18 protein-coding genes are annotated in these 23658 nt (G+C 53.7%); 12 read left to right on the forward strand and 6 right to left on the reverse strand.

The genetic code is table 11. The annotated features are described in order from the left end of the window. Positions 1-11: 11 nt before the first annotated feature. Together G491_RS0119290 and G491_RS0119295 are read right to left on the reverse strand one after the other, a co-directional pair. Positions 12-1016: an SGNH/GDSL hydrolase family protein gene (locus G491_RS0119290; protein WP_028315738.1), complete on the reverse strand. Its 1005-nt coding sequence runs from the start codon at positions 1014-1016 to the stop codon at positions 12-14. Beyond that, positions 1016-2947, reverse strand: coding sequence for a tetratricopeptide repeat protein (locus G491_RS0119295; RefSeq protein ID WP_028315739.1), 1932 nt, complete (start codon positions 2945-2947; stop codon positions 1016-1018). The genes G491_RS0119290 and G491_RS0119295 overlap by 1 nt, the downstream gene beginning before the upstream one ends. A gap of 424 nt (positions 2948-3371) precedes the next feature. Between G491_RS0119295 and G491_RS0119300 the strand changes: the two genes are divergently transcribed. From G491_RS0119300 to G491_RS0119310, 3 genes are read left to right on the forward strand one after another with little or no spacing between them, the layout of a single operon-like run. Continuing rightward, positions 3372-5318: a sensor histidine kinase gene (locus G491_RS0119300; RefSeq protein ID WP_035219526.1), complete on the forward strand. Its 1947-nt coding sequence runs from the start codon at positions 3372-3374 to the stop codon at positions 5316-5318. Between the two features lie 15 nt (positions 5319-5333). Continuing rightward, positions 5334-5681 carry a response regulator gene (locus tag G491_RS0119305; protein ID WP_028315741.1) on the forward strand — a complete coding sequence of 116 codons (348 nt, stop codon included), beginning with the start codon at positions 5334-5336 and terminating at the stop codon, positions 5679-5681. A gap of 47 nt (positions 5682-5728) precedes the next feature. Beyond that, positions 5729-6982: a formate/nitrite family transporter gene (locus tag G491_RS0119310; RefSeq protein ID WP_051327387.1), complete on the forward strand. Its 1254-nt coding sequence runs from the start codon at positions 5729-5731 to the stop codon at positions 6980-6982. 7 nt (positions 6983-6989) lie between these two features. Here G491_RS0119310 and G491_RS0119315 read toward each other — a convergent pair whose 3' ends face one another. Genes G491_RS0119315 through G491_RS0119325 form a run of 3 tightly spaced genes read right to left on the reverse strand, consistent with a single transcriptional unit; the run spans position 6990 to position 13203 of the window. Then, positions 6990-8909, reverse strand: coding sequence for a tetratricopeptide repeat protein (locus tag G491_RS0119315; RefSeq protein ID WP_028315743.1), 1920 nt, complete (start codon positions 8907-8909; stop codon positions 6990-6992). After that, positions 8909-11305: a tetratricopeptide repeat protein gene (locus tag G491_RS0119320; protein ID WP_028315744.1), complete on the reverse strand. Its 2397-nt coding sequence runs from the start codon at positions 11303-11305 to the stop codon at positions 8909-8911. The genes G491_RS0119315 and G491_RS0119320 overlap by 1 nt, the downstream gene beginning before the upstream one ends. Next, entirely contained in the window at positions 11302-13203 is a 1902-nt protein-coding gene (locus tag G491_RS0119325) for a tetratricopeptide repeat protein (protein ID WP_028315745.1), read from the reverse strand. Before G491_RS0119325 ends, G491_RS0119320 begins: the two co-directional genes overlap by 4 nt. 912 nt (positions 13204-14115) lie before the next feature. On the opposite strand from G491_RS0119325, the gene G491_RS0119330 reads away from it, so the two are divergent. From G491_RS0119330 to G491_RS0119370, 9 genes are all read left to right on the forward strand, one after another. Then, positions 14116-14574, forward strand: coding sequence for a DUF6160 family protein (locus G491_RS0119330; protein ID WP_028315746.1), 459 nt, complete (start codon positions 14116-14118; stop codon positions 14572-14574). Between the two features lie 30 nt (positions 14575-14604). Beyond that, entirely contained in the window at positions 14605-15066 is a 462-nt protein-coding gene (locus G491_RS0119335; protein WP_028315747.1) for a DUF6160 family protein, read from the forward strand. 47 nt (positions 15067-15113) lie between these two features. Next, on the forward strand, positions 15114-15572 hold the full coding sequence (locus G491_RS0119340) for a DUF6160 family protein (protein WP_157468406.1): 459 nt from the start codon (positions 15114-15116) through the stop codon (positions 15570-15572). Between the two features lie 125 nt (positions 15573-15697). Then, positions 15698-16183: a hypothetical protein gene (locus G491_RS0119345; RefSeq protein ID WP_028315749.1), complete on the forward strand. Its 486-nt coding sequence runs from the start codon at positions 15698-15700 to the stop codon at positions 16181-16183. Between the two features lie 96 nt (positions 16184-16279). Then, positions 16280-16774 carry a DUF6160 family protein gene (locus G491_RS0119350; RefSeq protein WP_028315750.1) on the forward strand — a complete coding sequence of 165 codons (495 nt, stop codon included), beginning with the start codon at positions 16280-16282 and terminating at the stop codon, positions 16772-16774. A 27-nt stretch (positions 16775-16801) separates the two neighbouring features. After that, positions 16802-17368 carry a hypothetical protein gene (locus G491_RS31590; protein ID WP_035219530.1) on the forward strand — a complete coding sequence of 189 codons (567 nt, stop codon included), beginning with the start codon at positions 16802-16804 and terminating at the stop codon, positions 17366-17368. Between the two features lie 190 nt (positions 17369-17558). Next, positions 17559-19088 (forward strand): C39 family peptidase, encoded by a 1530-nt coding sequence (locus G491_RS34240; protein WP_051327388.1) that lies wholly within the window; start codon positions 17559-17561, stop codon positions 19086-19088. A gap of 86 nt (positions 19089-19174) precedes the next feature. Continuing rightward, complete coding sequence (locus G491_RS0119365; protein ID WP_015946946.1) at positions 19175-20311, forward strand: transporter family protein; 1137 nt, start codon at positions 19175-19177, stop codon at positions 20309-20311. Between the two features lie 137 nt (positions 20312-20448). Next, complete coding sequence (locus tag G491_RS0119370) at positions 20449-22023, forward strand: OmpP1/FadL family transporter (protein WP_169829479.1); 1575 nt, start codon at positions 20449-20451, stop codon at positions 22021-22023. A gap of 421 nt (positions 22024-22444) precedes the next feature. On the opposite strand, the gene G491_RS0119375 is transcribed toward G491_RS0119370, so the two are convergent. Beyond that, positions 22445-23617: a hypothetical protein gene (locus G491_RS0119375; RefSeq protein ID WP_028315752.1), complete on the reverse strand. Its 1173-nt coding sequence runs from the start codon at positions 23615-23617 to the stop codon at positions 22445-22447. Positions 23618-23658 lie beyond the last annotated feature (41 nt).

A 23658-nucleotide genomic window follows, 5' to 3' on the forward strand; every position in this document is an offset into this window, starting at 1 on the left:
AAATTCAGCCTTTACCTGGGAGGCAGGTTTTCCTGGTTCAGAAAGCGGAAGATCTCCCGGGCGGCGATGGCGTGGGCCAGTTCATTGGGATGGTGATCCGTGGGGTTCACCCACAAATCATGGGCCTTATGTTGGGAAAACGCGGGAAGCAGATCAAGAACCGGAATGCCTTTGTTTGCTGCAAAGTCGCGCAGGAGAGCGTGGCATTTTTCAAACCGGTAGTTGTCAAAATCGTAGAGCAAAGGAAAAATCACCAAAACCATGCGGCCGCCCCGCCCCTCGACCTCTTTCGCCATGCTTTCCAAAATCTCCAGGCGCGGCCCTGCGTAATCCGGTTCATAGGCGTCCAGATAGGCCTGGGTGGTTTGCGTGTTCAGCCGGATTTTTTCAACCAAAGAGGCGGCCAGATTGACGCAAGCCAGGCGCTTCCTCCAGGGATTGTATTGGTTTTCGCCGTTATTCTGGTCGATAAAATCGCTGCCTGTGATGGATTCCCGCCCGGGCAGGCCCAGGTCGTTCAACACAAAGCCGTATATGACCAGGGGATAAGGCTGGAGGCTAAGCTCGTGAGCGCATATACTTGAAATAAAGCCCAGGTTCACGCCGGGCACGGAGCAATTTTTAATTTTCAGGTCGCGGCCCGCATCCTTAAACATTTTTTCCAAACGGCGGAAGCAGACATCTTCATATTTGACTCCGGCGCCGGTCATGAAGGAATCGCCCAGGCCCAGGGCGTCAAACCGCTTGCCGTCCAGGTAATTCTTGGGAGCGCCCGGAGGCAGGCGATACTTTTCCCGGGCGAAGTTGTAATCCAGGCCGTAAACGGGAGTTTCTCCGTCCATCCGGACAATGTGGTGGTATCCCCTTGGATTGGTGTAGTATTCATTGGATCGGTTGTTGAACCGATAATACTCCGGTCCGATCAGCCTGGCCGCCGTCTCCAAAACGATGAAGGAAAGGACCAGACCCAGAAAAACGGCCAGGAGGCGAAATGTTATTTTCCGGGTGTGAGGCATTAATCTTCTTTTGAGGGGGCTGCCTGGCGGATTTTGCCCGCGAGCCTGTTTGCAGCCTTTCGGGCTTCCAGGTTCTTGGGATCCTGTGCCGCCATCAAGTAATACTCCAGAGCCTCCTCGTTCTTTTCGAGCCGCTCCAGGGTTCGGGCCAGATCATAGGAATATTTAGCATTGAACGGATTCAGTTTATGGGCTTCCCGGAACTGTCTCTCGGCTTTTTCCAATTCCCCCATTCCCAAATATTGCAGGCCAAGATTGTGGCGAGGCGCCTCGGCTGCAGGGTCCAGTTCCACAGCCTTCTTAAATTGCTGGACGGCTTTTTGGTCTTTGCCCTGGAATGAAAGGATCACCCCGTAATAATTGCGGCGATACGCATTGTTCGGATCTTTTCTGACCGCGGTTTCCCCCAGGTTCTCGCCGTACTTCAACTTTCCACTCATGATGACCGTCTTGAACACCTTATCCCACAAATAATTTTTGTCCGGCGCCAAATCCAGGGCTTTGGCGTAATGCTTAAGCGCATCCTTGAACAAGCCCTGACGGACTTGCTCCTGCCCCAGGTACTCGTAAACAAGGTAGTAGTCCGGGTTGTTGCTTTTGGCGTAATAATGAAAGGCCATGGGGTTGGCGAAAGCCGGAAGGTACACCACCGTCTGGGCGCCCAGAGCCACTATAAGTGATAGGAACACGACGCCGCTTTTATTTTCGCCCAGACGGTCGAACAACCAGCCCGCAAGCCAGCCGGCGGACAGGGCCAATCCCCCCAGAGGCAGGTACAAAAACCGGTCCGCTCTCCATGCAAAGGTGGGGAATATCTGGGAGGTCATAAGAATGATCGCCAAATACCAAACCAGGCCAAGCCGCCAGATTTCTTTACGTCTTGTCAAAAGGAACGCGACGCCCAGACAAAAAACAAAGCCCAAACCGGTCAGTACGCACCAATCCATAAGCGATGCCGGAATGCGAGGCGGAAAAAAAACAGGCAGGGAAAAGGGAAAGAGCCCGTGCACAACATTTTCGCCGAACACGCTGAGAATGACGGATATACGCTGCACAAGCCCCTGCCCCGCCTCCACGGAAGGCGTAAATTGGGACCATAAATCCCCCAAATGAAGAATAGCCGTGGGAACATGGGGAATTTTGGACGCCATGGTTTGCGAGTTCCAGGCCAGTTCGGCCGCGATCTTCATGAACACGGCGCCCGCGCCTATGATCCACAACAACCATGTACGGCTGAGTATGGTTCGGAGTTTCTTATCCTCCTGAGAATAAAGGATATACCAGGCAGCCAAAAAAGGAAGGGCCGCGCCCATGACATTGGACAGGCACGCCAGTAAACACGCTCCTGCGGACAGGGCCAGATACAAGGAGGTTTTTTTTCCCTTTGCGGCTTCCATTTGCATGAGCAGACACCAAAGGCCGAAAAAGAATAAAAGCAATTCCTCCCGGCCCGGTATCCAGGCCACCGATCCCGCGGCGATGGGATGCAAGCCGAAAAAGGCTCCGGCGCCAAAGGCGCTCCATATATTCTTTTTGTTGGGTTCTCCCGCAAGGTTGAGAAACAGCAAAAAAACCAGCGCCGTATTGAATACATGAAGCAAAAGGTTTGTGACATGATGCCCAAAGGGATCATCCCCCCAAATCCTGTAATCCACGGCGTAGGAAAGCAAACGCACCGGGTAATAGCTTTTAGGCATGAAGTGGGTGAACATGGTCTTGACGCCCGTCGGCGACAAGTCCTGAATCATGTAGTTGTTTTTCAGGAGGGTTATGTCGTCGTAATTCACGTAATCGGCGGACAGTGTCGCCCAGTAAGCGGCCAATACCATGACCGCAAGGAATATCAGGGCCTTTCTCGGCCCTGTGAAGACGTCGAACCGGCTGGTTTTTTCACTTTGTGCGGCGGTTTGGTTCGTTGGCGTTTCCGGCATGATCCTGTTTCCTTTAGCGGCTCAATTTTTCGGGAGAGAAAGCCATGCGTTGAGCTTGAATTATAACCATTTGAAATCAGAACAGAAACACATTGCAAAATATGCCTTTCGATGCAAGGCGGCAGGCATAAATTCACAATAATATCAAGCAGAAAGACTTCGGGATGAACCATATCAAATACAGATTCAGGAAGCAAGAAATCCTTAACAAGAAGGCTTGATTATTGCATGGACTTTCGCTTACAGGCCTATTGGCCTGATGCAACAGGGTCGGATGATCGGGCATGGCGGGCATAGAGCCCACCCCAGGCTTTTTTTGCGCCGGCGTGTCAACAGTATGGGTTGCCTTGACATTATTTAACAAGTTAAATCATCATAAAAGTCAATATGTTTAACCACGCAAAGCACTTGAGGCGACAAGTCCATGGGACTCCCATTTTTTGAAATTCATTCCTTGCGGTTCAAGCTGATTGCCAGCATGATTGCAATCACCCTCTTTATCGGCGCCATCTCCCTGATGATCGGGGTGAATCTATTGTACCGGTCTGTGGTGAACGAGGCTGGCGCCAGAGTGGGCCAGGACTTGAATGTGGCCCGCGTCATCTATGACCGGCAGATCGAATGCGTTCGTCTGGCTCTGGAGTTGTCCGCATCCACGCCCAGCCTTGCCGACGCGCTATCTTCCGGCAATAAGCCGGAGGCGGCCAGGGCGCTAAATGCGGTGGCCCTGAAACTCAATCCGGACATCCTGGGAATATCCGACTCCCGAGGCAGGATTATTTACCGGCGCGAAGCGGAAATCCAGGGGGACGCCCTAAATACGGCGCCCAATCCTTTGGTCGTAAAAGCCTTGGAGAGCAAGGCAACCGTGGCAGGCTCCCTTGTCATGGATAATCAGGAACTGGCCCTGGAAAACCCGGAACTGGCCCATTTTGCACCCATCAGGGTCAGGAAAAACCCGGAGGACGCGGAAGCCCTGCCCCATGAAATGACCAAGGCGCTCATGGTGGGGGCCGCTGCGCCCGTCTTTTCCGGCGACCGTCTTGCCGGCGTAATATACGGCGGCTTCCTTTTGAATAAAGACACGCAGATCGTGGATAAAATCGGGGAAACGGTTTTTAAGAACGAAAAGTACAAGGGACGGAGCGTCGGGACCGCCACCATTTTTTATCAAAATCTCCGGGTGGCCACCAGCGTAAAGGATACCGAGGGAAATCGGGCGATTGGGACATTCGCTTCTGAAGAAGTCAACAGCCGGGTTTTGGGCAAAGGGGAAAAATGGACCGATCGGGCCAAGGTGCTTGATGAATGGTATATCACCGCGTACGAGCCTCTGACGGACATTATGGGGCGCCGGGTGGGCATGCTCTACGTGGGGGTTCTCGAGGCCAAATACAATGACATCCGGACGAAGGCCATCAGCGTGTTTGTCAAAATCATTCTGGCGAGCGCCGCTATCGCCATTATTCTTGGGTGGCTGATCACCAGAAGAATCATGGCGCCGGTGAGTCATTTGATTCAGGCGAGTGCGGAGATCTCCCGGGGCAATTTCACCCCGGATATCGGCCCGATTTCCAGAGACGACATAGGCCAGTTGCAGAGAAAATTCCTCAAAATGACCACGGCTTTGAAGGAACGGGAGGAAAGCCAAAAAGCCCAGAGCGAAATCCGCCTGATTCAATCGGAAAAGCAGGCCAGCGTTGGAAAACTGGCCGCCGGGGTGGCCCACGAGATCAACAATCCGCTGACCGCGGTCCTGACCTTTACCCATATGATTCTCCGCAGAACCGATCTGCCCGGCGAAGTGCGCTCGGACCTGGAAACCGTAGCGTCCCAGACGGAGCGCGTGAGGAAAATCGTGAAAAGCCTTCTGGACTTTTCGCGCCAGTCAGCCCTGACGCCCGAGAGTCTGGACGTCAATGGCCTTATACAGGAAAGCGTCAAGCTCCTTGAAAACCAAGCGCTTATCAAAGGAGTGAGCCTGAGCTTCAGGGGCGACGACGATCTTCCCCTTTTCACCCTGGACCACAATCAGTGCCAGAGCGTGCTCATCAATATGATCATCAACGCCCTGGACGCCACGCCCTCGGGAGGAAAAATCTCTATACAAACCAAAAGGGCGAGTCTGGAGAACGCCAACGGCGTGGAGATAAAAATCTCCGATACTGGAACAGGAATTGCACCGGAGCATATGGACAAGTTGTTCGATCCCTTTTTCACCACCAAAGAGGTGGGCAAGGGAACGGGGCTGGGCCTGGCCGTTTCTGCAGGCATCATCCAGAGGCATGGAGGTTCGATCTCCGTCAATTCCACGCTCGGGGAAGGAACCGCCTTCACCATCTGGCTGCCCATGGCGGACAACCCGGAATAAACCAAAAGGACTGTTATGAAGATACTGATTGTCGATGACGACCCCATTATCATCCTGAGCTGCCGCAGAATTTTGGAAGCGGAAAAGCACGAACTCCGCGTTGCAAATACGGTTGACGAGGGGGAGTCCATTCTAAGCGAAGAATCTTTCGACCTGATGATCACGGACATCAAAATGCCTGGCGCCGACGGCTTTGAAATGATCCGGCGCGCCAGGAAAGCGAGGCCGGAAATGCCTATCCTCGTCATGACGGGCTACCTGATGCAGGAGACCATTGATGAAGGGTCGAGCCTGGGCGTGACCGATTATATTGCCAAACCGTTCACTCCCGATGAGCTGCTAAGGGCCATTGAGGGGGTATAAAAAACAACTTTAATGAATGTAAACCAAATATTAAAGGAAAACGACAAATGGCGCAAACAATGTTGATCATTGACGACGACCCGGCGGTGCTGGCCTCCTGTCAGCGCATATTCACGGAAGAAGGGTTCCAGGTGACCACAACCACCAATCCGCTGGAAGGGCTTGAACTGGCGGCCGCCAAGCCTTACACGGTGATCCTTTGCGATTGGCAAATGCCGGAACTGGACGGCCTGGACGTGGTGGCGAGGCTGGAAAACGAGGCGCCCGAATCCGCGGTGGTGATGATCAGCGGGTTCCCATCCGTGGACAGGGCCACGGAAGCCATGAAGCGGGGCGCCATGGATTACCAGGCCAAACCCTTCACGCCGGAGGAAATCGCCTCCACCGTGCACAAAGCCATCGCCAACAAACTGGGCCGGGAGAAAAAGGCCCTCGGCCGGTTTGAAAGCATCCTGAAAGACTTTCCCACCCAGATGCTGGACGACAAGGGGCCGAAGAACATCGCCGAAACCGTGGCTCACACCGTGGGCGTGGCAAAGGCCACCTCCGCCTGGAAATCCTTGTTTGTTTTGGGCATGATGGCTGGGGCTTACATTGGTTTTGGAGGACTTTTAGCCACCACCGTTTCGTTTGACATGAATCCGTCCATGGGCATCGGCCTGAAAAAACTGGTCACGGGCTCGGCTTTCAGCCTGGGCCTTATGCTGGTGGTCATTGCTGGCGGCGAATTGTTCACAGGCAACAACTTGATGGTTTCCAGCGTCATGAGCGGAAAGGTGACGTGGCGCAAGGTCCTGGCCAAGTGGGGCATAGTCTATTTGGCGAATTTCGCGGGCTCCATCCTGCTGGTCATGCTGTTTCTTTTTTCCGGACTGTGGAAGACGGGCGGAAGCGCCCTTGGGGCTGCGGCGGTGAGTACAGCCGCCGCCAAGGTCAGCCTGGATTTCGGAGAGGCCATCGTTCGGGCCATCGGGTGCAACTGGCTGGTTTGCCTGGCCGTTTGGATGGCTTTGTCCGCGCGTCAGACCATCGGAAAAATTTTCGCCATTTTCTTTCCCATCATGGGATTCGTGGCCATAGGATTCGAGCACTGCATCGCCAATATGTATTTCATCCCCGCAGGCATCCTGCTTAGCGACTGGTACGGGATTGCGCCCAAGGGAGTTGACCTGAACACGCTGACCTGGGCCGCCTTTGTTTTTAAAAACCTGATTCCGGTGACCATCGGCAACGTGATTGGCGGCGTGGTGTTTGTGGGTCTTGGCTATTGGGGCGCTTACTTGCGCCCTGCCGGCCGCTGATAAGGATTTAGTTTGAGCGGCTGGTTTTGTCGAGCAGGCGCTTTATTTGAAAGTCCACGCCCACAAAGGTGGGGTTGTACCGCTTTGCTTCCTTGTAATGATGGATCGCGCGGGAAACGTCTCCCAGTTTTTCCAGCTCAATGGCCAGCCTTAGATGCAGTATGGCGGTGCGCGGGCTGATTCTCAGGGCTTCCCGCAGGTGATGGACGGCTTTCTCGGGCTGATTCCTCCGGGCGTATTCGTCCGCCGCATTTTCCCGCATGATAGTGCTGTGAGGATCCAAAGCCACGGCTTTTTCGAATTCCGCCAGGGATTGGTCTGCTTTGTCGCGGGCCGAGAGGATGATTGCGAGATTGTTGTGGGCCTGGGCGTCCTGGGGAAAGTCCTTGACGGCTTTTTGGGCGATGGCCTCCGCCTCGTCCAGCCTGCCCATGTCGATCAGCACTTCATAATAAGGATGCCAGATGTATTTTTCTCCGGGCCTTAGATTAATGGCTATGGCGTGATGCAACAGGGCCTCTTCGTAAAAGCCTTTTCTCTTCAATTCCTGTGCATAAAAAAAGTGGGCCTGAAAATTGTTGGGATAGGATTTCACGGCGTGCTGATACAAAGCCATGCCGTCCTCCCACACGGGAAGATGCAGCCCGCCCCTCACGGCCAAAAACAGCACAAACACCATCAATGCCATCCTGGCCAGTTTGACGTCACGCTTATTGTCCCAGGCCATGGCCAGGTAGGACAAGGCCAGGGCGAATCCGAACAAAGGCAGATACAAAAACCGATCCGCCCTTGGGATGTGGTGCTGCAGGATTTGTGAACTGGGCAGCAAGGCGATCAAAAACCATCCTGCACCGAACATAAACATCCTGTTTTTCCGCAAAAGAAACATGGCCGCGCCCGTGGCCGTCACGGCGGCCAGACCGCCTAATACATGTCGGCTGAAAAAGCTCTTTGGGATGTCGTCCGGGTACAGGCAGGGCATCTTCAGGGGCAAAAAGACATGTCCCAGATTGCCTCCGTACACGGACAGGACGGCCCGGATTTTTTCAGCCAGGGAGACGGGGTCTTTGTAGGTGATTTGCGGCGCGGCCAGAATTTCGTGAAAATACCTTAAGGCCGAGGGCAGATGCGGCAGAAGCATGGTCCGGCTGGATTCGTCCCAGGCCAGCAGGGACAGAGCCTTGATAAAGATCGCCCCCCCTCCGATGATCCACAAAAACCAGGTTGTTTTTAAAACCTTTTTCCAACCGCCGCTCCGGTCCAGGGTCAGGATGTACAAGGCTACCAGGGCGGGAGTCACGGCGCCCACCACGTTGGACAAACAGGAAAACGCGCAGGCATAGGCTGTCAGGACGCGGATTAAAAAGGGGCGTTGGGAGTGATCCGCATGGATGTGCAAACGCAGGCAAAGCAGGCAGAAAAAGAACATAAGCAGTTCCTCTCTGCCGGGAATCCACGCCACGGTGTCGGCCGCAGCAGCGTGCAGTCCGAAAAGCATGGCCGTGAAAACGCCCAGAAAGCGGGAGGCCCGCCCGTCCCAGCCCCTTTGCTCGGCGATGATCCGCGCCAGGCCGAAAGCCATGAGGATGTTCGCCATATGGACTAGCACGTTGGTCAGGTGATAGCCCATGGGGTTTGCGCCCCAGACGGCCCGGTCAACGGCTATGGAAAGCAGGCGGATGGGATAGTAGCTTTCCAGGGAAAAAAAGGTGAAAATGCGTTTGAGGCTTTCCAGGCTCAAGTCTTTGATCAGCGGATTATTGGCTGTTAAAGCAAGGTCGTCGTAATTGGCGAAGTCGAAAAAAATGCATTGCCAATACATGGCCGCGGCCAAGGCGCACAGCGCCAATGGATAAAGGAGCCGCCCTGTGTTCAGAGCGGCGTCGTTTTTCCAGGGGCTGTCCAAAAAGGCCTTTGGTTGAGTCATTAACCCATGTCCGTTGCGCTGGTCCCGCCTGCCTGTTGACGCATCAAGTCCTTAACAAATTTGGTGTCTCGAATATTAGCCATGTCCGGATCGGTCTGCAGTAATTCCCACGAACCAAAGCCCTTGTCAACCGCCGCCTTCAGGTATTTGACGGCCTCCTGCTTTTTGTTCTGCCGTGCGTACATGCAAGCCAGGTTGTACAAGGAGGGGATGTTTTCCCCCAAAACCCGGGCCGTTTCCAAAAGCAGCTTTTCCGCCTCGCCGTACCGCCCCTGATCCATCCTGACTTTAGCCAATTGATTAAGGCCGTTTGGGTCGGAAGGCGCCTTTTCCAGGCCCTGCAGGCACAATTGCTCGGCCCGGTCCGTTTTATTGTAACGCCCCAACAGTTTGGCGAGAGCAAAATAGTTGGCAGGCTGGTTCGGCTGGGTTTGTATGGCGTCTTCCAGGCGCTCGATCTCGTTTAATATTCGCAACGCCAGCAAAAGATCGTTTTGGGTTTCCTGATCCTGATGATCGATTGCCAGGGCGGCGGCGAATTGGTCTACGCCTTGCTGAAACTCGCCCAGGTTGATCAGCAGCTTCCCCATGCTGGCATGCACCCGGAAGGAATCGGTGTCCACGGACAAAGCCTGTGTGTAAAATCCTTTGGCCTTTTCCAGGTTTCCCAGCGCGACCTGAGCGTCCCCCATGTTGGCCATGGTTTCCGCGCTTTGGGGGTTGGCGGCCAGGGACTTTTCATAATACTCCACCGCCTCCTGGAGCTTGCCGTTTTTCGCCATGATGAGTCCCAGGTTGTTTAAGGCAAGGTCGGAGTCCGGTTTATATGTAAGCGCCCTGTAGTACCCCTGGACGGCCTCCTCAATATTTCCCATCTCGTATAAAATAGCGGAATAAGCCGTATAGGAGACTCCCACTCGGTGTTGGACCAGCTTTACCCGTAAAGGCTTTCCGTCTGAATGAGAATCCAGCCACCTTTTGTCAAGCTGCAAACCCTTTTTATAGCTTTCGGCTGCGGCTGGCAGATCTCCCGTTATGAGCTGGGTGTGGCCAAGATTATAATAGGGCCGAGCGTCATAGAACTTTGCTGCACAGTCCTGCATCAGAGCCACGCCATCGCCCCATAACGTATTTCGCTCATAGGCCGACCAACCAAAGGCCGCTGTTAGGCATAAGATTATAAGGGCCGCAGCCATAGGCGTTGCAATAACCCGGAAGGCCAGAGCAACCAAAGCCGCCGCCAGCATCATGGAAGGGACGTAGAGCCTGTGCTCGAAAACCAATTCAAGCCCAATGACGGATGATTCTATGGCAAGGGTTATGAAAAACCACAAGATGGCAAATGAAATCAGGCGCTCCTTTTTCGCCAGCGCAATAGCCAGGACGATAAGGGCGATTATAATTCCCAGTGCAGGCAATGTCTGCCAAGGGGAAAACAAGGAATGGGAGATGGGAAAATCGTGCAGCAAAGTCATGCGGGAAGGCAAAGGCGCCGCCAGCAGGCTTATATACCACACCACCACCCGCCATTCGGTCATCACCCTTTCCCACATGGAAAACTCCCGGCTGGCGTAGGTTTCGCTCAACATTCCCACGGCGTCTTCGCCCACGGCCATCCACGCCAGGGCTCCGAAGGCCGCCAGACCCAGGATGATCTTCCACCAATTTCCCGTCAGCCAGTTCTTGGACAAGTCACGAAAGAAAAACCATTCCATGAGTAGAATGATCACCGGCAGTACCAAGGTGTTTTCTTTGGAGGCTAACGCACAAAATGCAGAGAGTACGCACAGCCCGAACAAAATATACGCCCGCCGCTTATCCGTGCTTGTCCTGGCGTATAAATAAAGCAGCAGGGTAAGGATGAAAAACATGCCGGCCATGGCGTTCATGCGTTGGACGATGTATGCAACGCTTTGGGTCTGGACCGGATGCGCCATCCACAGCAAAGCGGCCAGGGCCGCAGGGAGGGTCGCATTTTTCATTTTAACGCCGGAAAAAGGCAGCATGAACATTTGCCGGAAAAACAAAAACAAAAAGGCCCCGGTTAGGAAGTGAATGCAAATATTGACCAGGTGGTAGCCTTTTGTATTCAGCCCGTGAAAAAAATGATTCAAGCCAAAGGACGCCATAGGCAGCGGGCGGAAAAAATCGGGGTTGGAAAAGGCGGCCTGCATCAGGGCCTCTGAACTAACGGAGTTGATTTGTACGTCCTGGTTATATTGAATATTGTGCATATCATCAAAAATAAAAGGCCCTGTGAGTGTGGGCCAATACAACCAAAAACAGACGGCGAGTAAAACGGCCAGCCAAATCATCTCGTTTGCGCCGAGAAGATCTTTGCCTAAGCCGGCGTCTCCCGCGGAACCGGACATGTTGCGTTCATTCAGCGTATTCATATGCGGCCCTCCAATGCTTTTAGTTCAGCGCGGGCCTGAGAGACGTTGTTATCCATCCCCTGCTTTTGCGCAAACTCCAAAGCCAGCCAAAGGTGGCGTTTGGCCCCCTCATAGTCGCCCATTTTCTTCAGCAGCATGGCGTAATTATGATGTCCGCGAGGATCGGTGGGCGCTAATTCAATGGATCGTTTGATGCATTGCAGGGCTTTTTGCTGGTCGCCAAGAACTTGATAGGCCAGGCCCTGGTTGTGGACCGCAGGGGCGTATCTGGGCTCCAACTCCACGGACTTGTTAAAGTAAGTGAGGGCTTCCTCCGGCTTGTTGGCCCGCATGAGCAACATTCCCATTTGGTAAAGCCCCTTGTAATTATCGGGCTCCAGTGTCAGGCCGCGTTGAATATATTTAGCCCCCTGATGAAGCATGCCCAGACGCGCCATCAAGGCCCCTAAAAATATGTTGCATTTGGCGTTGTCCGGGTCTTGCCTCAAAGCCCGCTGGTAATAAACAACCGCCTCCCCGTATCTGCCCACCTTGTCGTCGCTCAACTCCACGGCGTAATTTTGCAGCACCCTGCTCTTGTTGGGGCTCTTCTTCAAGCAATCGGCCATGAGGACCAGGTTGTCGGCCCAGACGCGGTTTCTGTACACCGTGCCTATGGAAAGCAAGAGAGCCGCACAGACGCACGCCGCGACCGCGCTCCTCGGACTTGACAGAGCCTGAAAGAGAAGCAACGTCAAGGCCAGGATGACCATTATGGACGGCAGGTAGGTCCTGTGTTCAAAGACCAGTTCAATGGGAATGAATGAGGACTCCAAAGCAAGGGTTGCAAAATACCAAAGAATGGCGAAGCTCACGATTCTGTGCTTTTTGGCCAAGGCGGCGGCCGCGCCCAGCAGCCCCAGGATGATGAGCAAGGAAATGAATGTGCTTATGGGGTCAAACAGGGAATGGGACAGGGGAAAGTCATGCTCCAGGTTCATCCGGCCGGGAAGAGGCAGGATAATCAGGGTCAGATACATCAGGACCACCCGAAACTGGGTCAGGATCCGTTCCATGGGGGTGAAATCCCGAATTCCGTAATAGTTCATGACTCCCTGAACAGGATGGAAGTCAAAATAGACGAACCCGGCAAGGGCGCCTAGCAGGACGGCCCCGCCCAACCAGGGAAGGCCGCGCTTCAGCCATGCGGGATCCAGATCCTGAAAAAAATACCATTCGTAGATTACGATGATCACGGGCAGAACCAGGCCGATCTCCTTGGATCCGAGGGACAAGGCGAAAAACAGCCCGCACAAAAGAAAATAAATCCTGCGGTTTTGCATTCGCCCGCGGATGTACGATAGCAGCGCCGCTGCAAAAAACAGGGTGGAAAGCCCGTTCATCCTCTGGACGATGTAGGATGTGGTCTGGGTTCCCAAGGGATGGACCAGCCATAGAAGCGCCGCTAAAAAAGCTATCAGATTCGCCCTGTTTTCATGGAAGTTTTCACCCGTCCCTGAGAGCAGCAACGTCACCCGGAGCAGGAAAAAAACCAAAATGCCCGTTACAGCGTGGACGCCCAGATTCACAAGGTGGTAGCCATAGGGATCCAGCAAGCCAAACCTATAGTTAATCATTAAGGTAAAGTTGGCTGCAAAACGGCCCGCCAGGCGGGATTCCTTCAGGCCTTCCAGGATGTTTCTCAGATCAAGACTCTGTTGCTGCAAAGGGAAGTTATTCTTAATCTGGGCCAGGTCATCGAAGATCATGGGGCCGTGCAATACGCCATGGTAGAGCACCAGGGTCAGCAGCGGGAATAGGATGAAGGCTGCAATCCCCCAGTATAGGCCTTTGCCTCCGGGAGCGGCCTTGGAAGCCTCGCCTCCGGGAGCGGCGTCTGGGACGGGTTTGGTTTTCATTTTCCCCTCCAAAAAATGCGTGGATAGTGGTGCGGTAAACGAATCAAGGCGCTTCGTTTGAAGGCTTCAAACTTAGCACATCCGGCCGGATTGGGACAGCCCTTTGTTGGGGGTTTGTTGGGGTTAAAATTTTGAAAACTATTTAGACTCCCAAGCGCCTTTTTCTATAGATAAGGTATGGGAATTTTTTCCCCATACTTCGGCATTTAGGCAATTATTCATAAAACCCCCGCCCATGTTTAATTGGCCGGCCCTGTTAAACCCTCCCTTGAGGGCTCGATTGACCGCATAAACCTGCATGCAACAAAATATAGAATTGATTTTTAAAACTAATATATACATAAAAACCACAAACAAAACCCAATTTGATTCGCAGGCGCCATGCTCCCGGAAACAATTCTGTACACATGAAGAAAAAAAATGCGATAACATCTTGACTTGGAGAAAAAAGCGGGATATAAACCTCTCTAAGGGTGAAGAATGCCTAACTAAAGGGGGGGCGTATTCGCCGGCAAGGGGGATTTTTCAGTTCGGCGAACATTCTATCACACACATGGAAGTGACGCAACCAGGGGGAAGGGCCTCCCGGCATTAAAAAGGCCCTGATCAGCACCCGCCCCACCGCAATCTTTGGCTAAACAAAGCCTCATATTCAGTTTTTACAATAGAAAACGGTTTTTTCGACATTAAAGTTGGTTAAGAATTCCATTTGGGCGCAAACGGCGAGCACTCGTTGTTGTTCAAGGTTTTTTCGACCAAGCCGGAATATACTCCGGGCGTATTTTTCTACGCACGGGATAGAACGATGTTATACCTGAAAATCCGCACTTGCTGAAAACAGGCATAGGGCCTGATTCTTGATAACCTTTTACCCTTAAACCACAACACTTTATTTTACCAAGGAGGTATGGCATGAAGAAATTAGTTATTTTGGCGGCAATCCTGATGCTCGTTCCCGGAATGGCTCTGGCGGACATGGGTCTGTTGAACGAAAGCTCCCTGAACGACGTCACTGGTCAGGTAGGCATCACCATCGACCAAACCCTGAAGGCAACCATCGGAGCGGTGGAATGGACCGACGCCGACGGTTACCACACCACTACGCCCGCCACCGGAACCTTAGGCGCCCTGGAACTGAACACCATCACTATTGACGACGGCGGCGACGCTATCTCCATGACCGGCCTGACCATTGACGCTGATGACGCCTCTCTGGTCATCGGCCTGCCCGCCATGACGGGCGACATCTCCGTTGGCAACATCTATCTCACCGACGGATCCACCGCCGCCACCACGAGCAACAGCCTGGGCTCCCTGACCATTTCCGACCTGAACATGAGCGGCAGCACCGTCACCATCATGCCTCACTAGGATGCATTGCAGCCTGAACGGAGGATTTGCATGAAAACGCTGGCGATTATAGTGGTGGTTTTATTAATGGCGCCGATTGCCGCCCAGGCCCGCATGGAAAGCATGTCGGAGGACTCCATGGGAGTCATCCACGGGCAGGTGGGAATCACCATTAATTTTGAAACCCACCTGAGCGACAGCTACGTTGCAATCACGGATTCAGACGGCGACGATGACGCCTACCCCAACCAGGGCGCCCTGACCCTATACGGTCTGGACATAACCGGAACCGGGACAGGCGGCAATATGGTGGTGACCGGATTGACTCTGGACGTAGGCACCGACGGCGGCGGGAGCCCGGCCTTGTGCATCGGGCTTCCGGAAATCGTAGGCGACGTGCAGATAGATGAGGTGCGCATAGGCGGCTCGGCCACGGCAGGAGATTCCCTTGGCGCAATCACCTGGGGCAACATCAACTACGCCCCCACCACCTGTACGGTGTACCCGCACTAGCGGCGCCGTGCACGCTGTTTGAATTTGCATTGCAGGAAGTGGAGTGAATGACTCGATTCGCTGTCATAGTCATGTTGATGCTGACTTTGCCGATGACCGTCTTCGCCCGCATGGACTCCCTCACGGAGGAAGCCATGGGCGAAGTGACAGGCCAGACCGGCATCACTATCGACTTGACGTGGCAGTTGCTGGACTCGTATCTGGCATGGACCGATAATGACGGTTTCGGCACAACGGTTTCCCAGAACCCGGGTTCCCTCACCTTGTACGGGATTACCATAGATGATGGCGGCGCGCCCATCACCATCTCGGGCATAACCCTGGATGTGGGAACCAATGGAAGCGGGGACTCCTATCTGATGATGGGGCTGCCGACCATCGAGGGCCAACTGGGCATTCAGGAGATCTACATAGGCTCCCAGGTTGCCTCCGGCGGGTCCTTGGGCCGGGTTTTCATCGGGGACCTGAATATGGAGAACAGCACGATTCGAGTCACGCCTCACTGACAAGGCGTTCTCCGGAAAAATCAAAACTGTGGGGAGGGCTTCGGCCCTCCCCCACAGCCATTTTCGGACGCCGTCTTGGTAGAGCCGCAGTCTTTAAAGAGGAGAGCAAGAGGGAAGCCAAAACCATGAAATACCGCTTTTTCATTATCGCCCTTTGCGTCCTGCTATTTCCAGCCCTGGCTTTCGCCGGGCATTCTGCGTTTGACAACATGGTGGAGCTTGACGAGGAACTGGGCGGCCTTTCCGGCCAGGTGGGGATAGCCGTTGACGGATCCATCAAGTTGGTGGACGGCTACACCGCCTGGATCGACCAGGACGGGCTCAACGGGGACGCAAGCAATAACGGCGTCCTTCTTTTTGACGACCTCAGGCTTAATGGGGGAGGCGGCAACGGCCCCTTGATGATTCAGGGGCTGACCATCGATGCAGACACCAACGCTGCGGGAAAAACCGTGTTGATAATCAATCTCCCCAAAATATCGGGCGAGTTCACCGTAGGAAACATCTCCATAGGAAAAGACATCGAAGACGCCAGGGAAAACAGCCTGGGCAGTATATCAATCAGGGACGTTGATTTATCCAAGGATACAATATTGCTATCGCCCCATTGATTTTTCAGTCGAAATTTAGGAACATTATTTTAACAATTTATTATGGTTTGAAGTAAATAACTATAAATGCCTGACGAAAGAGCCCGGGAGGCTTCCATGGCAAAAACAATATATGCATTCATAGTAGCCTTTGCCTGTATGGCGTTATTTTCGCCATTGGGTTTTTGCGGCATGTCGGCCCTTGAGGATGAAGATCTGTCCGAAGTCACGGGACAAGTGGGAATCACCATTGACGTGGCTTTCGAAGCGACTTCCGGCTACCTGTCTCTAATGGACTATGACGGCTTCCCCGACGACACCGGGGGCTACAATGACCGTGCGTGCATCACTCTGGGCGATTTTTGGGCCAACGGCGGTTCGGCCGGAACTCCGGTCACCGGAGACGGGTGGACCATAGACGTGGGAAGCGACGGCACAAGCTCCTATCTGATCCTGGGCATCGGCACGCTTACGGAAGACGATGACTCCGGATGGGGATTTAACTCCTTTAAAATCGGCAAGGACCCGGACGTTGGATTTAACATCGGAAGCATTGCCATGACAGGTATTCAAATGGGCGGAAGCACCATACGCATCGAGCCGATTCCTTAGGCCATGGCGTTTTTAGGAGACGCACTCATGAAAAAAAGCATCCTCGCAGCCTGTTGCGCAATTCTCCTGGCTTTGCCCGGCGCCATGGCCCAAAGCCCGGAGCAGGACATCCGCGGCGACTATTCTGACGCCGTTGAAGCCCCCGTGCGCGACCCCGGCCTTGAGAGCTTTTTTGCATTGGAAAATAATCTGGAGGAATTGGATCAGTCCGACCTTGCCTCTCACACAGGGCAAATAGGCATAAGGATAGACATCAGCCTGGAAGTCACGGACGGCTATCTTTGTTGGAAGGACAAAGACGGCTACGCAGAAGACGGCGTACCCGGAGACCCAGGATACCTGACTTTCTCCGGAATGAAAATGAATGACGGCAATGACCCCGCCGGGCCGATGATCATAAACAATCTGGTTATTGACACAGGCTACGGCAACGAGTTCAGCTACATGGCCATCAGCCTGCCTGACATCATTGGCAGGGTTTCGTTTGACGCCATCAAACTGGGCGACGGGCAGGACATGGGGTCTTCGCTTGGCGGTTGGGTTTTTGGAGACATGTACATAGAACACAGCAGTTTTTTTATCCGGACCAGGTGAGACGCCGTCCGCGCCGGTTTTATTGAGCGCTTCAGCAGGCAAATCCATTTTTGCAACTGCATTTCCGGCCTTGGAAATATAGAATAAATCAGCGAATCCAGCAAATTTGCGGAAATCGCAAGGGCCAGGGCCCCAACTATAATCAAACGGCGGATTCCTTCAAGGAGTCGGCCGGGGATGCGATTAAATCATGCACGTTCTGGCAGGCTTTTTAATCGGCGTAGCTATGCTGACCGGATTTTATGAACCTCAGCCTCTTCCTCAGGGGACTTACATGGTTCAGACCGGCCTGCAGCAGCCTATTGCTCCCCGGACGTCTTTGCCCGCCTTGTCGGAACACCGATACCACAACATTGTGCGCCAGATGTACGACTACAGCTGCGGCTCCGCAGCCCTGACCACTCTGCTCAACTACTACCTGGGCGAAAATCTCACCGAACCCCACATTATCAACGGACTGCTGACTTACGGAGACGTGGAGCGCATATCTCAGAGCCGGGCTTTTTCCTTGCTGGACATGAAGAGCCTGGTGGAAATCCTCGGGTATGAAGCCCATGGATACAAAGCTGAAATAGACGACGCAAAAAAACTCAAAATTCCATATATCGTATCCATCGACCTATTCGGCTATCTGCATTTCGTGGTTGTCAAAGGCATTTATAACGGACACGTAATGATTGCGGATCCATCCATGGGCAACATCAGTTTCCCTCTGGCTACCTTTGAACGATTATGGTATAAGAACGTCATCTTTGTCGTATTGCCTAAAACCTCCAATTCCTATCGAACTCCAGGCGGAAGAAAGGCCGCCGTATACGCCGCTGCACCAGGTTCGGGCAACGGATACGGCAATGGAAACGGATACGGAAACGGTAACGGCTATGGCAACGGTAACGGCTATGGCAACGGAAACGGCTATGGCAACGGAAACGGCTATGGCAACGGAAACGGCTATGGCAACGGAAACGGATACGGAAACGGCTATGGCAACGGCTATGGCAACGGATACGGAAACGGATACGGCAACGGGGCGGGTTCCGGCCCTGCAAACAACCGATCAAAAATTCCATCCTCGCCGGAGGAAATCAACGCATTAGGCCTTTACTATGGAGGCATTCAGGGAAATAGTCTGGATGGAGCCTTGGAACCCAATTCCCATGGTAACGGAAACGGCTTTGGAAACGGCGACGGATTTGGAAATGGAAACGGTTTGGGAAACAGCGACCCATTAGGGAATAAAAACGGGTACAGCAACAGCGAGGGGTTTGGTAACGGGGATGGGTTCGGAAACGGAAACGGCTTTGGAAACGGCAATGGCTATGGCAATGGTAACGGCTATGGCAATGGAAACGGCTACGGCAATGGAGAAGACGGCGCCAACGGCGGTCTTTATGTAGACGGCGTTGGAAACGCCGGCAATCGCCGCTTCCATGCATTGGAATTAACCGAAAACGACCTCCGTTTTATAGACAATGAGATGGCTCGCCAAATTATGGCGTTTACTACCCCACAACCCTCCATTCTTGCTTCGCAATTCGAGGCGGATTACGTGACAGGCATGGCGATCAACAAGATCACTTACCGGGTTGCTCCCGGCCATGTGCTATTTTCCTCCCCGGATGCGTCCACCAGCTCCTCCGCAAGTACGCGTTTTGAAATACGGGTTTCCAACGAAAGTTCTAATTCAGACAGCGGTACGGCGACAGTGGTGACCAACTAGCTGACTTCCGGCTTGTTGCAACCAAATTAGTGGCGGCCCCTCCAGGGCGGTAGTGCGCCTTATATCATTTGGAAAGGAGATTTTTCTTGCCACGCCATCTTATTTTAATCACGGTTATTTTGGGAATGGTTCTGAGCCTTGGCGCCCTTCCTGTTTTGGCGGCTGACTCAGAAGGCCAAGCCGCGGGTTCGCAGGTGGAAGCGTTCAGGACCTTGCAGGAGCGTCTTGACAGCCTGGAAGATGAACTGGACCTCTATAAACGGGAAGCCAACGCCAGAAAAGCGCTGATGCCCACCAAGGAGGAGGCCTCGGAACGCAGAAAAACCGAAGAGGTTTTGAGAGCGACGGAAGAGGACACGGCTGAATTTGTGCTTTTGAAAAGCCGCACCATTGAAATGCGGTACAGCCTGGCCTACAGTCATTCATCCTACGACCGCGTCGCCACGGAGACCGCGGACGGCCTGGCCTATCAGTACGTGGATATTGAGCGGGAAAGCTATTACAGCCTGATCAACTCCATCGGCGTGGGCTACGGCCTTATGGATAAGGTTTCCCTGAGCGCGTCCATTCCTTTTATTTATAAATATCAGGTATCGGGCGAGGATCAAAGCATTTCCGATTTGGGGGACATGTCTTTTGGGCTTTCGTACCAGGCGAAGCAAGAGACGGCCAAGTGGCCCGCCATCCTGATGTCTTTCGGTTATGTGGCGCCTACGGGCAGAAGCCCCTACAAAATTGATCCTGACAACGAAATGTCCACAGGCGACGGGGCTCATTCATTCAGCGTGGGCGCCAGCTTCAGCAAACTCCTGGACCCTGTCATTGTTTTCGGCGCCGTTACCGGGGGCTATTCCGCCCGGGTTACGGGACTGGATCAGAAGCGCTCGGACGGCTACACGACGGTAATGGTACTGGAAGAAGTCCGGCCAGGCCATACAATCAGCTACGCCTTCGGGATTGGCTTTTCCTTATCCTACACGACGTCGCTTACGTTCAGGTTTAACGCCAGCCATACATCCAGCGCCGAGTTCCGGCTTCGGTCTTTGTACGGCTATGATGCCAGAGTCTACGAGGGTGACGACTCTAGCACTGCTTCATTCAGCATTTCCACCGGCTGGAGATTGTCTCCCAAGACGACTCTTTCCGTGGGCCTTGGCTACGGGTTGATCGGTATAGAAAGCTACTCCATCAACGCAAGTATACCATTTGAATTTTCACTGTAGACTTTTAAAAGACGCGTTACTTTAAATTTGTCTGCTAAAGTCAATTTGTTTGATCCGGTGAGGAAATGACAATATTTTTGCGGCCTGCATCTATTAAATCCTGCAAATTAATAAAGCTCCAGGCTTTATTGGCTATCATGACGGGATGGCTTTTACTTGTTTTATCAGCCCCGCCGGCCTTTGCCTCCGTGGCCGAGCAATTCGCCATCTGCACCAGGGGCATTTCCTTGGGAAACGCAGTCACTGCCAGCCCTCCGGGAGTGTTTTCCATCCATTACAACCCGGCGGGCTTGATTAAGCTTCGGGGTAAAGAACTTGAGTTGGGCGCCATGCTTCCCAACTTTAATGTCTCACAGCAATGGAGCAAGCCTGACTCCTACACCGCTTTTTTCGGACAAGGCGACGACCCGGTGGCCGGAAGCAGCAGCACCTCGGAAGGCATGGTCATCAGCCTTCCCCTTAACGGGCCTGTGTCCAACGTCAGCTTCGCCCCCTACACCGGAATGGGCTATCACCCTGTAGGTAAAAAATGGGCGGTGGGGGTGGCCATGTATGCGCCCATGGCCGTCGGTATGGAAAACCCGGCCGGCCCCGCCACCTACGGCGCCCAAATGATGCATTTATCCCGGGTGGTCATCGGCCCGGGCATTGCGTACCAGGTCAATGACACGCTTGCTTTGGGCGCATCCATCGGCCTTGGGTTTTCTTCCATGGGGATCAGGATGCAAATGCGCGCCCCCAACGACATGGTGGCCCTGACAGGCACCCTGGGCGAGCTTACGGCAGACATAGATGAGTCCCTGTTTCTGGGCCTGATACCGCTTCCGCTTTTCGGCGGCGGCATGTACGCCTTTGACGATATGGGCGCCATGCACGCCGAACGCCTGGAAGACAACTTCTCCCCGGGTTTCAACGTAGGCATGCTATGGGAGCCTAAAGACTGGTTCTCGTTCGGCTTGTGCTATCAGAGCGAGGTCAAACAGGAGCTTTCCGGACATTTCACCCTGGAATACTCCCAAAAATTTCAAAACATGATGGACTGGCTGGTTGCCAACGATCTGATCCGCATCTTCACCGAGTCCCTGGGATTGCCCACGGAAGGCGGACTGGCTTATCAATCGGGTCGCGGTTCGGTGGAAATGATCCAGCCACGCCATATTCAGGGCGGCATCATGATCAGGCCTTTCAAAAGGCTCAAGCTCACCGCCGATCTCCAGTGGACCCAGTGGTCCACCATGGAAAGCAACGTCTTTGAATTCGACTACGACCTCCAGGTTTTAAAGCTGGCGCAGCTTTTGGGCTATCAGTACGGAAGCCGCACCATTGTGTTTGAACGCCACATGATAGACACCCTTCACGCCTGCTTCGGCCTGGAATTCGCAGCCACCCCGTGGCTGGATCTTCGCCTGGGTTACGAGGATCGCCCCACTTCCGTCAGGGAGGAATACAGGGACGCCATGATGGTCCTTCCCGACATGAAAATTCTGTCGGGAGGATTCGGCCTGAAAATCACCCGAAACGCCACTCTCGATATGGGCATAGGCCTTATTATGGCGGAAGACATTGAAATGGACTACGATAACGGGGGCATTAGCCGAAACCTGAACACCCGTGAATTGACCGCTTTGATTTATAACCCCTACGCGAACTTGAATTATTACCAGCAGACCACGGGTATGTTCATCTCCATGGGATTGCGCTACAACTGGTAATCCGCAGCCGCGAAAACAGTCAACGTAAAATAAATACACAGGCCCTTTGTCACGGACAAAGGGCCTGTTCTGTTCCATCTTCCCAAACAGGTGGTTTGGGACGCGCCGGCGCCGGCTGGGATGGCAGGCATTGGAGGTGAGCGGCGGCGCCAAGGCCGAAAGAGATTTCCGGGGGCATGAAACCATCTCCCCGGCAGTCCAATATCTCATGGAACAAAACCGTTGCGATACGGATGTCCCCTATCTCTGCATTCCCGGAAACGGGGCCCAGGGGCATTGTGAAATAATTGCAGGGAGAGGATTACAAGAAAGAGCAAATTACTCGAATGTCCGGCGTGGAGTTACCCCGTGAAAAGCATAGGGGCAAAACAAGTTGGCTTATGGCTTAAAATATTATGGGAATGGCCTAGTGGGAAAGAACTTAGTAGTTCCACCAGCCGCCGTCGTAGGCGTCCGGGTTTTCCTGTTGAGGAAAGTCAATGGTGATGGTGCCGCGCAGATGGTTTACTTCCAAAGCGCCCAGGTTCAGGTATCCGCTGGCGTCCACCGTGCCGTTGCTACGGGTGTAGCTGAGGTCTCTGAATGCAAAATTATCCCAGGTTAAAGAACCTTCAAAAGGGAACCAGATGCGCATGTTGTTCATGGTGATGGTTCCGGTGGAATCGCGGAAGTTGGAGGTCTGGTCCCATACCAAGGGGTCGCCTCCGGTCTCATTTCCCAGGATCATGTAGTTATCAGTGGTTCCGCCGGTGGAAACGGGCAGCCGGCTGAAAGTCAGGTTGTCTATGACCGCGGCGCCGTCCAGATAGGTCTGCCCCCATTGGATGGTGACTCTTTCCACAGTCCCGAAAAACCTGCCGTACCCCTGAATCTGGGAGGATGAGGTCTGGCCATCGTTGAAAATGTCGATGTAGGTCTGCCACAAATGAATGGTGGTGAGATACAGGCCGCCGATGTCTATCCAGCCGGCTTCCGTATGATTTCCCGCTGAATAGTTGTTGTGCCCCCCCGCGTAGACCCCTTCCTTCAAATCGGTCAGAGGGTTTGAGGCGGCCCAGTTGTAATTCCAAAATTGGCCCGAGGGATTATCCCGCTGGCAGTCCTCAAAAGTGCCGTTTCCATCGGAGTCCAGGTAATAGGGCTCTCCGCTGTAGCTGCTCCAGTCTTCATCCTGCCACATCTGGATATTCTTAAAGACCCAGGTGGGAGCGTCGTTATTCACACGGGCGTCCAGGCCGATGCGAAGCACTGCTCTTTTTCCCGCCGTAGCGTTCCTATAGCCTACATTGATGGAAAAAGGCCCCCATTGGCTGAAGGAAATGGAGCCGTCGGTGGTGCTTGCGGGATCCGCCGTGGAAGTGGTGGCGTTGTTGAGGCGCCAGCCGCCCAGTTTCAGTCCGCCCGCCGTACTGGCGATAATCAGGTTGCCGGCGGTGGCTTTTAGGGAGCCGTACAGATTGATGCCCGTTTGCGCAGTGATCTCGGCAAGATCCTCATCCCCCACGGGCGCCATGCCCGCGTCAGCCGGTTCCTGGCTGATCAGGACGATTACCATGAGCATTGCAACGATGCTTGCGCCCAGCCATTTGATCATCTGTGGTCACCCTTTGCAGGTTTTGCTTTTTTGGAAAATTG

Origin of the sequence: Desulfatibacillum aliphaticivorans DSM 15576 (assembly GCF_000429905.1) — a bacterium.
Taxonomy (GTDB): domain Bacteria; phylum Desulfobacterota; class Desulfobacteria; order Desulfobacterales; family Desulfatibacillaceae; genus Desulfatibacillum; species Desulfatibacillum aliphaticivorans.